The organism is Pandoraea sp. ISTKB, from assembly GCF_001721285.1.
Lineage (GTDB): Bacteria > Pseudomonadota > Gammaproteobacteria > Burkholderiales > Burkholderiaceae > Pandoraea > Pandoraea capi.
The window spans coordinates 16,936-28,068 of the sequence record NZ_MAOS01000064.1 but is presented as its reverse complement, the minus strand read 5'-3'; the positions used below and the strand labels follow the sequence as shown (position 1 = coordinate 28,068).

Annotated in this window: 8 protein-coding genes; 5 read left to right on the top strand and 3 right to left on the bottom strand. The window is 63.0% G+C overall.

Translation table 11 applies throughout. The features are described from left to right. Nucleotides 1–277: 277 nt before the first annotated feature. The 3 genes from A9762_RS23145 to A9762_RS23135 form a co-directional block, all read right to left on the bottom strand. Nucleotides 278–610 (bottom strand): DUF4148 domain-containing protein, encoded by a 333-nt coding sequence (locus A9762_RS23145; protein ID WP_069344340.1) that lies wholly within the window; start codon nucleotides 608–610, stop codon nucleotides 278–280. 260 nt (nucleotides 611–870) lie between these two features. Next, a complete protein-coding gene (locus A9762_RS23140; RefSeq protein WP_069344339.1) occupies nucleotides 871–1,488 on the bottom strand; it encodes a LysE family translocator in 618 nt (205 codons plus the stop codon). A gap of 106 nt (nucleotides 1,489–1,594) precedes the next feature. Next, nucleotides 1,595–2,062, bottom strand: coding sequence for a rhodanese-like domain-containing protein (locus A9762_RS23135; protein ID WP_069344338.1), 468 nt, complete (start codon nucleotides 2,060–2,062; stop codon nucleotides 1,595–1,597). Between the two features lie 482 nt (nucleotides 2,063–2,544). Here A9762_RS23135 and glnA point away from each other — a divergent pair, with 482 nt between their 5' ends. The 5 genes from glnA (at nucleotide 2,545) to A9762_RS23110 (ending at nucleotide 10,935) form a co-directional block, all read left to right on the top strand. Further along, complete coding sequence (gene glnA, locus A9762_RS23130) at nucleotides 2,545–3,960, top strand: type I glutamate--ammonia ligase (RefSeq protein ID WP_069344337.1); 1,416 nt, start codon at nucleotides 2,545–2,547, stop codon at nucleotides 3,958–3,960. A 174-nt stretch (nucleotides 3,961–4,134) separates the two neighbouring features. Further along, nucleotides 4,135–5,361, top strand: coding sequence for a nitrogen regulation protein NR(II) (glnL, locus tag A9762_RS23125; RefSeq protein WP_240493682.1), 1,227 nt, complete (start codon nucleotides 4,135–4,137; stop codon nucleotides 5,359–5,361). A gap of 62 nt (nucleotides 5,362–5,423) precedes the next feature. Then, a complete protein-coding gene (gene ntrC / locus A9762_RS23120; protein WP_069344336.1) occupies nucleotides 5,424–7,001 on the top strand; it encodes a nitrogen regulation protein NR(I) in 1,578 nt (525 codons plus the stop codon). A gap of 55 nt (nucleotides 7,002–7,056) precedes the next feature. Then, nucleotides 7,057–7,938 (top strand): dTDP-4-dehydrorhamnose reductase, encoded by an 882-nt coding sequence (gene rfbD, locus A9762_RS23115; RefSeq protein ID WP_069344335.1) that lies wholly within the window; start codon nucleotides 7,057–7,059, stop codon nucleotides 7,936–7,938. A gap of 138 nt (nucleotides 7,939–8,076) precedes the next feature. Then, nucleotides 8,077–10,935, top strand: coding sequence for a pentapeptide repeat-containing protein (locus A9762_RS23110; protein ID WP_170836310.1), 2,859 nt, complete (start codon nucleotides 8,077–8,079; stop codon nucleotides 10,933–10,935). Nucleotides 10,936–11,133: the final 198 nt, after the last annotated feature.

Genomic DNA, 11,133 nt, shown 5'->3' with positions numbered 1-11,133 from the left:
TGCGTCCATTCGATAGCGGGGAACGCATGGCGACAGGAGAAGCGCCCATGGGAAAGCCGTCGGTGCCTGCTTGACCGGAGGGGAAGAGGACCGGTCGGGGGTGCCTGACGGTTTGCCCGGTGCTGCGTTGCTGGGCGTGGGCGCGCGCCTGTCGGCGGGACATAGGAGACAACGATGCTAAAGAGGTGACGCAACGCGGGCAGGAGATGCCGTCCAGCCCGCGTGCGTCGTGTCATGTCGCCGGAGGCAGGCGGCATGACGAGGGGAGAAACGTGGCTTACGGATTCGAGTACTTCATCTCGCCGTTTTGACGAGCACGAACGAGTTCGTCATAGACCTGTGCGCGCGTCTTGCCGGGCACATTGGCGTTGGGCATCGTGTTGAACGCCGGGTAGTCGTAGTCGTTCTGCGGGATCAACCCTTGAGCGCGTGCTTCGATCAGTTGCTCACGGACCTGCGCACGCGTGAGTTGCGACGTTTGCGGCACCCAGGCGTACGGCGAACCGTCGGGGTAGGCGTCGCTCGACAAGCGCGACTGTGCGAAGGCGGAACCTGCTGCGGCGGCCATCGTGGCCGAGATCAATGTGGAAACCATCAACTTGCGATTCATGACAATAACTCCTGTTCTTCTGTCTTGCGAAGGGCGCTGGTGCGCGACCGTTGAAGCCAGTCTAAGCGTCCGGCTATCACAGAAAAACGGCAATTAAGCGAATAAATACTTACGCGAATCGCAACAATGCGTGATGGGTTCTCGTCGGACGAGAAGTGGAGAGTGGGTGGGATGCGCTGCGGGGTCGAGCCGAGGGGGGCAATGAAAAACGCCGCCCGAAGGCGGCGTCGATCACGCAAAAGAGCGAGAGGAGGCGAGGCTTAACGCGTAGCGATGGCAACCGCTGCGCCGGCCATGACAGTGCCCGTTGCGCGGTTCAACCGCTTGACTGCGCGTGCCGAACTCAACAGGCGTCGCGCGCGGGCGGCCAGCGCGATATAGCTGCCGAAGACGATCGCCAGCACGGTGAGCGTGACGCCCACGACTTCGATGTAACCGAGCGCTGTCACGCGTGCTAGATCGAGCAGGTTGGGCAGCAACGCGAAATAGAACACGACCACTTTCGGGTTCCCCATCGTCACCGACAGGCCGCCGAAAAAGAGACGCCAGGATTTTTCGCGTGGCGCGGCGGCGAGCGGCTCCGCCGGCGCAATCGCCGGGGCGTTCCACATCTTCCATGCAAGATAGAGGAGGTAGGCGGCGCCCGCGTACTTGATCGCGAGGAACACGCCCGAGAACGTATGGGCCAGCGCGGCGACGCCAAGCACAGCGAGCGTGAGCCAGACGACGTCGCCGATCGCCACGCCTGCCGAGAACGCGATAGCGCCTTGCGTGCCGCGTCCGAGCACGCGCGCTACGATGGCGGCGATGCCGGGGCCCGGCGTGCCTGCGCCCACGAACAAGGCAAGCGCAAACGTCAGCAAATGTGTCCAGTCCATCACGCGTCTCCTCGCGTCGTTGACGATCCGGCAGCCAGGTCCGGGGCGTCTATCCTTCGTGCCGAATGTCGGCGGCGCGTGAGCTTCACGACGCCGCTACGTAATATCAGGCGCCCAGCCACGGCAGGCCGCGGAAGCACCAGCCGCTCACGTGCTTGCGGTGACCTGCGCTGTCCTTGTCGCCTTCGAAGCCTTCGAGAATATCGAACGACTGCGTGAAGCCCGCTTCATAAGCGACCTTTGCGGCAGCCTTCGAGCGTGCGGCGCTGCGGCACAGGAACAGCAGCGGCGTATTCTTGTCCGGCGTTTGCGACGTCAGTTGTTCGAGGAAGTGTTCATTGGGCACGCCGCCCGGGTATCGCACCCATTCGACGTTGGCGTACTGACCGTCCGGGACTTGCGGGCGACCGACCCAGTCGAGTTCGGCGCGCGTGCGTACGTCGATCAGACGAACGTTCGCATCGGCCTTCAGCAGTTCCAGCGCTTCTTCCGGCGTCACGGCGCCCGTGTAGGCGAGCTGGCCCGAGGCGCGACGTTGCGTGGCTTGATCGAGAATGGCTTTGGCGCTTGTCATATTGCTGTGATCTCGTTAGTCGATGGTTGTCCTTCATTCTAGCGTGCACCACACGCTAGATGCGTGTTAACTGTTCCGTCGTGATATTGGGAGTCGTCCGGATGTTTTGGGATTTGCACTACGACTGCCTCAGTTGACGCATTATGACGGTGCAGAGACGCGCACGATTTCGGGCCGATGAATTCGATGAATGGCACCTAAAAGGTGCATAATCCTCGAGTGCACCGAATTGGTGATATTTTGGTGCAATGTGCACCGAAATAAGGAATTTCGGCCCATGAGCGGGAATTCGCAGCAGGACGCACCAGAATCGATTATTTCCTTAGAAATCAGTGGGCGAGGGTGGAATGTGGCGGGTAAGCGATGCGCTGGCACGCTTCCTGCTTATCAATGGCGAATCCGAACACGGAGTTCGTTAAGAGGGTGCGGCGACGCGGGCGATGAGCGCCAGCAGCGCCAGATTGAATCTTTCGGGAGATAGCATGAGCAAATCTGTGGCAGATGTGTTGAACCTGGTTAAGGAAGAAGACGTCAAGTTCGTCGACTTCCGTTTCACCGACACGCGCGGCAAAGAGCAACACGTCTCGGTGCCTGTGTCGCACTTCGACGCTGACAAGTTCGAGAGCGGCCACGCTTTCGACGGTTCGTCGATCGCAGGCTGGAAGGGCATCGAAGCCTCGGACATGCTGCTGGTCCCGGACGCCAACACGGCGTACATCGACCCGTTCTATGAAGAAAGCACGCTGGTGCTGACCTGCGACGTGATCGAACCGGCCGACGGCAAGGGTTACGACCGCGATCCGCGCTCCATCGCCAAGCGCGCTGAAGCCTATCTGAAGAGCACGGGCCTGGGCGACACCGCCTTCTTCGGTCCGGAACCGGAATTCTTCATTTTCGACTCCGTCCAGTGGAACACGGACATGTCGGGCACGTCCGTGAAGATCAATTCGGAAGAAGCACCGTGGTCGTCGTCGAAGGACTTCGAAGGCGGCAACACCGGTCACCGTCCGGGCACGAAGGGCGGCTACTTCCCGGTCGCACCGGTCGACACGTTCCAGGACATGCGTTCGGAAATGTGCCTGCTGCTCGAACAACTGGGCGTGCCGGTCGAAGTGCACCACCACGAAGTCGCCGGCCAGGGCCAGAACGAAATCGGCACGAAGTTCTCGACGCTGGTCGAGCGCGCCGACTGGACGCAGATCCTGAAGTACGTCGTGCACAACGTCGCACACAGCTATGGCAAGACGGCAACGTTCATGCCGAAGCCGATCGTTGGCGACAACGGCTCGGGCATGCACATCCACCAGTCGATCTGGAAGGATGGTCAGAACCTGTTCGCCGGTAACGGCTACGGCGGTCTGTCGGAATTCGCGCTGTACTACATCGGCGGCATCATCAAGCACGCCCGTGCCCTGAACGCGATCACGAACCCGTCGACGAACTCGTACAAGCGCCTCGTGCCGCACTTCGAAGCCCCGGTGAAGCTGGCCTACTCGGCCCGTAACCGTTCGGCCTCGATCCGTATTCCGTACGTTGCCAACCCGAAGGGCCGCCGCATCGAAGCGCGCTTCCCGGACCCGATGGCCAACCCGTACCTGGCCTTCTCGGCCATGCTGATGGCCGGTCTGGATGGCGTGCAGAACAAGATCCACCCGGGCGAAGCTGCCGACAAGAACCTGTACGACCTGCCGCCGGAAGAGGATGCAAAGATCCCGACCGTGTGCTCGAGCCTCGAACAGGCGCTGGAATACCTGAACGAAGACCGCGAGTTCCTGACCCGTGGTGGCGTGTTCACGGACGGCATGCTCGATTCGTACATCGAACTGAAGACCAACGAAGCGCGTCGTGTCGCGATGACCACGCACCCGCTCGAGTTCGAACTGTACTACTCGCTGTAATCGAATCGCTGCGCAGGGAATGCGCCGGCATGACGGAACGCCAGCGGCCGACCGTCATGCTCGACAAGCACGGGGGGATGGCCGCGGCCGTCCCCCTTTTTTATCCGTCGCGCATTCCGCTCATGCGTTCCGTGTCTCTCATGGCTCGCCATGAACTTATCGCCCCGAACCTCGATGAAAAGTGTCCGCGTTGGTGAGAAAGGGCAGACGAAGCGAGCCGCACAAGCCGCCGCTGATGACGCCACCGATGTAACGGCAGACGCTGCCGCAGCTTTTGCCGGCGCGGCCGGCCATGCGTCGCTGCTGCATACGAGCGTCGACCCGTGGGAAGCGAAGCTCGCCGCGACGGGTATTTTGCCGGGCCTCGAAGCGCTGCCGACCGTGCTTCTGGTGCTCGAAAAACACTCGCTGCGCGTTGTGTTCGCCAATCCGGCGGCCGAGGCGCTGCTTGCACTCTCGCGCCGTTCGCTCTCGCAAATGACGTGGGACGACGTCTTCACGAACGGGGACGTGCTGTCCTCGACGATGACGGAACTCATCGCCAATCACTTTCAGACGACACGCCTCGATCTGGTGCTCGAACGCACCGCTCAGGAGCCATTGCATACGCACGCCATCGTGGCGGCACCGGAAGCCGCCCCCGATTTCGTGATCGTCGAGTTGATCGAGAACGAGCAGAAGCTGAAGAACGAACGCGAAGAGCGGATCATCGATCAGGCGTTGATGAACAAGCAGCTCATCCGCAATCTGGCGCACGAAATCAAAAACCCGCTGGGCGGGATTCGCGGTGCGGCGCAATTGCTGGAGTTCGAGCTGGATCAGCGCGAGCTGCGCGAATACACGCAGGTCATCATCAAGGAGTCCGACAGGCTTCAGACGCTGGTCGACCGTTTGCTGGAGCCGCATCGCCACCCGTACATCGCCACGGACGTGAACATTCACGAAGTGTGCGAACGCGTGCGTTCGGTGGTGCTCGCCGAGTTCCCGCAGGGGCTGTCGATCGAGCGGGATTACGACGTGAGCCTGCCTGACTTCCGTGGTGACAAGGAGCAACTCATTCAGGCGTTACTCAACATCGTGCGTAACGGTGCGGAAGCGCTGCGCGAGCAGATCGCGCGCGGCGATGCCCGCATCGTTTTGCGCACGCGAGTGGCGCGAAAGATCACGATTGCCAAGCGATTGCACAAGCTGGCATTGGAATTGCATGTGATCGACAACGGGCCCGGCATTCCTGCCGACATTCGTGATCGCATCTTCTATCCGCTCGTGTCCGGGCGTGAAGGGGGAAGCGGTCTGGGACTCACACTGGCGCAGTCTTTCGTACAGCGTCACGACGGTCTGATCGAATGCGAAAGCCGGCCCGGACGGACGGATTTCCGAATCCTGCTGCCCCTGGGCTGATGCGGCCCTCACGCCGTCGGCCGTAACACCTGCGGCCGGGCATAGACGTTACACGGTGAACAATGAAGCCGATCTGGATAGTAGACGACGACCAATCGATTCGATGGGTGCTGGAAAAGGCACTCTCACGAGCCAATCTGCCGGTGCGCAGTTTCACCGGCCCGCGCGAAGCCAGCGCGGCGCTCGAACACGACTCGCCGCAGGTGCTTGTCTCGGACATCCGCATGGCGGGCGGCTCCGGGCTCGAACTGCTGCAAATGGCCAAGCAGCGCCACCCCGGCCTGCCGGTCATCATCATGACCGCCTTCTCGGATCTCGATAGCGCGGTGGCCGCGTTTCAGGGCGGGGCGTTCGAATACCTTGCCAAACCGTTCGATGTGGATCGTGCCGTCGAACTGATTCTGCGCGCCGTCGAAGAAAGCCTGCGCGAAGCGACTGACGACGAGCGCATCACCGAAGAGCCCGAGATTCTTGGGCAGGCGAGTGCGATGCAGGACGTCTTCCGCGCCATCGGCCGGTTGTCGCATTCGAGCGCCACGGTGCTCATCACCGGTGAATCGGGATCGGGCAAGGAACTGGTCGCGCGCGCATTGCATCGTCACTCGCCGCGTGCATCGGGGCCGTTCATTGCGCTTAACACGGCGGCGATTCCGAAAGATCTGCTGGAGTCCGAGCTGTTCGGTCATGAGCGCGGCGCGTTCACGGGCGCGCAGGCGACACGGCGCGGGCGCTTCGAGCAAGCCGAAAGCGGTACGCTCTTTCTCGACGAAATCGGCGATATGCCGCTCGATCTGCAGACGCGTCTGCTGCGTGTGCTCTCGGACGGCAACTACTACCGTGTGGGTGGTCACAGCCCGATCAAGGCGAATGTGCGCGTGATCGCGGCGACGCACCAGAATCTCGAGGATCGCGTGCGTCAGGGGTTGTTCCGTGAGGACTTGTATCACCGTCTGAACGTGATTCGACTGCGTCTGCCGTCGCTGCGCGAGCGCAGTGAAGACATTCCGCTGCTGGTGCGGCACTTTCTTCAGAAGAGCGCGCGCGAACTGGGCGTCGAAACCAAGCGCATCAGCGAGGCGGCCTTGGCGCATCTGACGCGCTTCCCGTTCCCGGGCAACGTGCGTCAGTTGGAAAACCTGAGCAACTGGCTCACGGTGATGGCGCCTGCGCAGACCGTTGAAATCAAGGATCTGCCGCCCGAGTTTCAGACGGCGGCGGTGCCTTCGGGGTCTGCCGGTCAGGCCGCGTATGTCAATGGGACGGCAGGTGGCGCGACGGCGCCGGTGTCGGCCGGCAGCAACCCGGGTTACGGGAGCGTCGGCGCCGTGTCGTCAGCGCCTGCGGCTGGGGCGGGTGGCGTGAGCGCTCCGGGTAGCGTTGGCGCTGTCGCAGACGTGTCTGCCGCGTCGGCGATGGCTGGCGTCGAGAGCTGGGAGCCGATCCTGCGGCGTGAGGTCGCGCGGTTGCTGCGCTCGGCGTCGCCCGATGTGATGGATCAATTGACGCGTCGCTTCGAAACCGCGCTGATCAACGAAGCGCTGGATTTCACGCGGGGCCGAAAGGTCGAAGCCGCCAGTCGTCTTGGCATCGGCCGGAACACCATCACGCGCAAGATCCAGGAGCTCGGGCTGGAATCCTGAAGCAAAACGGGGTAGGCTCCTTTGCTTTCTTACATCGCAACAAGGGAGCCGTAACATGGCAAGACGCATCCTGTTGACGGGCGCGACCGGTCAGGTCGGGTGGGAGCTGGCACGTTGCCTGCAAGGCATGGGCGACGTGCACGCCCCCGGACGCCACGAAATGGATCTGCTCGATACCGACAGCGTCGCTCGTACCCTGCGCGACTTTGCGCCGGATCTGATTGTCAATCCGGCCGCCTACACGGCAGTCGATCGCGCAGAAACGGATGAGGCGGCGGCCTATCAGGTCAACGCGGTCGTGCCAGGCATCATGGCAGAAGAGGCAAAACGTCTCGGCGCGCTTGTCGTCCATTACTCCACTGACTACGTTTTCGACGGCACTTCATCTACGCCGTATCGCGAAGACGAACCCACCAACCCGCAAAACGCCTACGGCCGTACCAAGCTGGCGGGCGAGGCCGCTATCGCCGCCAGCGGGGCGAATCATCTGGTGCTGCGCACGAGCTGGGTGTACGGTACGCGCGGCGCGAACTTCCTGCTGACCGTGCAGCGACTTGCCCGCGAGCGCGACGAACTGCGTATCGTTGCCGATCAGTACGGGGCGCCGACGTGGTGTCGCACGATTGCGGAACTCACGTCGCAAGTGCTGGTGCAGGGGCTGACGGAGACGGGTGTCGATGCCGATTTCTGGCGTGAGCGCGGCGGTCTTTATCACTTGACGGCGGCCGGTCAGACCACGTGGCACGGATTCACCGAAGCGATTCTCGACGTGAGCGCGGCGGAGAAGCGTCCGAACGTTGTGGCGATTCCGACTTCTGCCTATCCGCTGCCGGCCAAACGCCCGGCGTATTCCATCCTCGACAACGACAAACTGGCGCGCAACTTCGGCGTGCGGGCCCCGGACTGGCGCGACGCGCTCCAGCTTTGTCTCGCATGACGCGGATGATCCGATAGCGGCGTCTCCTGGGGCTGTGCGACTGAATCGGAAATTCCTCAGCGCGCAGCGCCGGGTTCTTTCGGCAACATGGTGGCTTTTTGTGCATGCGCCCGAGCGCGTGCCGAGGAGCGATACCGCATGCCGCTTCAGCCCACGGCAACAGGCAATGGACAAGCCCCGGCAGGTTCGATGGCCCTGGTTCCCACCGCATTGGCGGGCGCGCGTTCCGTGGGGCAAGGCGAACGGCGGGTCTCTGCGCTGTCGACGAACCCGATAGCGACCCCGGAGGTGTTGTGCCGCGCCATGCAATTGGCCGACACTGACGAGCAGCGGACCCTCCTGCTTCACATGTCATGGCTCTCGCATGCGTTGGCAGAACGTGCGCGAGATCGCTGTGTCAGTGTCGAGCGCCTGTGCGTTCGAGCGGATGCTGCCCGAGGTGAGTTGCCGTTCGACAAATCGGCGTTAAAGCGGGTTTGGCGAGAGCGCTTTTCCCATCTCTCGCAAGGTGCGCGCGCGGGCGATGTCGCGCGTGAGTTGATGGCGTGGTGTTCGGCGTCGCGCGACAGGACCTCTTTTGCCGCGCCATGGCGTGCATTGAGCGATGTGGACGATGCCGCGTTCGACGTGAGGTCATGGGTGCATCTGCCGATGCGCGAATGGCCGGCAGGCATGCTGAGCGTGGCGCTGTCGCTCTCGAATTTGCGCGACGCCGTACTTCCCGATCTGTCGTTGGTGCGTGGGGATCTTCGCGGCATCAGCGCACTGCGTGCCCAATTCGGCGGCGGGCAGTTCAACGGCACTTCATGGTGCGACGCGATGCTGCGTCGGGCAGACTTCGCATTTTCCAATCATGTGAACGCCAATTTCGAGCGCGCGGATTTGCGCGAGGCCGGGTTTCGTGCGGCGGATTTGTCCGGGGCGCGTCTGGTCCGTGCGGATCTTCGTGGCGCCGAACTCTTGCACACCGTGATGTGTGGTGCAGACCTGAGTGAAGCCCGTTGTGAGGCGTTGACGTTCACGAAGGTGCGACTCGACGACGCAGCGCTACACCGGGCGCGCTTGCGGGGCGCGCGTCTGATGGAGAGTAGCGGGCGCCGGCTGGCGCTCATCGGCGTGAGAGCCAAGCACTCGCGATGGACCTCGGTCGTGATGAGTCACGGACGGGCGTCGGGAGCGGATCTGCGTAACGCCGAGTTTCGCGAATGCGATCTCGTGGGATGGGATGCGCGTGGCGCAAAGCTCAACGGGGCGCTTTTCGAGTCGTGCGATATGCGTCAGGTTCGGTTTTGCGGGGCCAGCCTCAAGCGCATTCGTATCGGACGCCACTGCGATCTCGGTGCCTCGCAGTGGTACGACACACGTCTGCGTCTCGATGCTGCTTGGCTGAGGCAATTGACGCCCGCAGAACTCGACGATGTCGTGAAATCGTGGATGACATTCCCCGTCGATCAGCCCGCAATGCGTGCCAGCGTCTTCCTGCAACTCCTCGGGGCGTTACGGCACCGGTCCGGACTTGGGATGCCGGCAACCGATACGGCGCCGTCGTTGCATCGGTTGCCCGAGCACGTTCAGCACAGCGAGTGGCTGGGGCGGCTGCTGGTGGCACCGAGCGAGACGGGTGGGCTCGGCGCGCATGAAGGGTTCGCTGCATTGCGCGCACAGTGGGTGGCTCGCAAGCTTGAGGCGTTGACGGACACGCGGCTGTCGTACGACGAAGCGAAATGGGCCGTACCGGCGCTAATGACGGCGTTGCATGGCCGCTGTGTGAAGGCCTCGTCCGAGGCGGTGTGGGCGTATGCCGGTGCCATGTGTCAAACCCTCTACTGGGCCGGGGAAGGTGTCGGGAACGGCAGCGATACCCGGGCTAGTGCGCTGCGCGTCGCGTGGCTGGAGGCGCTCCCGGCTCACCTCTACACGGCGCTTTCGGCGGATGGCGTCGATGCACTGGACGCCGCCTGCGTCGTTTTAATCCGGCCCGATGGCGGGGCCGCTGCGCGGTTACCAAGATCGCTGCTCGCAGGTGTGCTGGGTTCGGCGACGTTCGGGGCGGCGAAGGCAGGGGAGGTGGCATTCGCGCAAGATTCGGCGCCCGGCTGGCGCTGGGCCGGCGCGAGGGTGGTGGTTCGCGATGACACGTCGCAGGAGGATTACGTGCCGGGTACGATGCGACAGCTTCAGGGCTTGTTGCGGACGTTCGGTTTCCTCGCGGGTGTCTGGCCGGTGGAGTTTTCGCTCGATGCACTTATCCGGCTGACGGGGCGCTGGCTCGGTGATGACGCGCGGGCACGGGCGAGGATATCGTGCGGTGGCGGGTGGCAGCCGGTGGTCGAAACCGTCGCGAAAGAGGCGACGGACGCGCGACATCCGGCGCTGAGTTTGACGGACCGGGTCCGGATGTTGATCGGCACGTCGTCGGTGCCCACACAGATCACGCTACGCTCGGCAGGGTACGCAGACATCGAGGAGGTGTTTCGTGAGTGTCCGTTATTTTCCTTCGATGCCGACGCGCCGATGAGTGTTTCGATGTCGCGTCGTGTCCGGCTCGTTTCTGTCGCAGCGGGCTTCGGATGGCTCGCCACCCAACCGGAGTGGTATCTGCCATCGAGGGCGGGTGATGCCGAGGTGCAGCGTCAGCGTCTCGCGTGTCGTCAGTACGCTCTGGCAGTCCTCAACGAGGCGATGGCCAGTGATGCGTTATGGCGTGGGGTGACGCAAGCACTCGCGCTGCGGGCTTGTCTCGCCAGTGAGGCCAGTTCGGCGCGTCAATTGGCGCAATGTCTGGCCGAATGGATTACCTGTCCGGATGTGCGCGATTTGCCGGGGTTGGCGCAGGCGTGCCGGCACACGCTCCCATGGTTCTGGGCTGTCCGGTTTCCGCTTCCCGCCGACGCGGTTCGCCGGGCCTTGGCAACGCCGGCATCGCCCGAAGCTGTCACGCGCAATTCGAATCAGGGAATGAGGGGCGTTTTGGCTGATATTCCGACATCGGAATGACCGCGCTTTCGTGGTAAAAATACGTACGCGCAATGCGTTGCCGTGATGGGCGGCGCTTCCGGTCGGCAGGACGCGTGGCATTTCTGTAAGTTGGCGACATTTGTGGGGTTTTGGCCACGGATGCCTGCACGTAGAGGGTTGCCAAAGACGCAACCCCACGGGCGGGAATGCGGGGAAGGCCAAAGCCTTGTTCCCAGG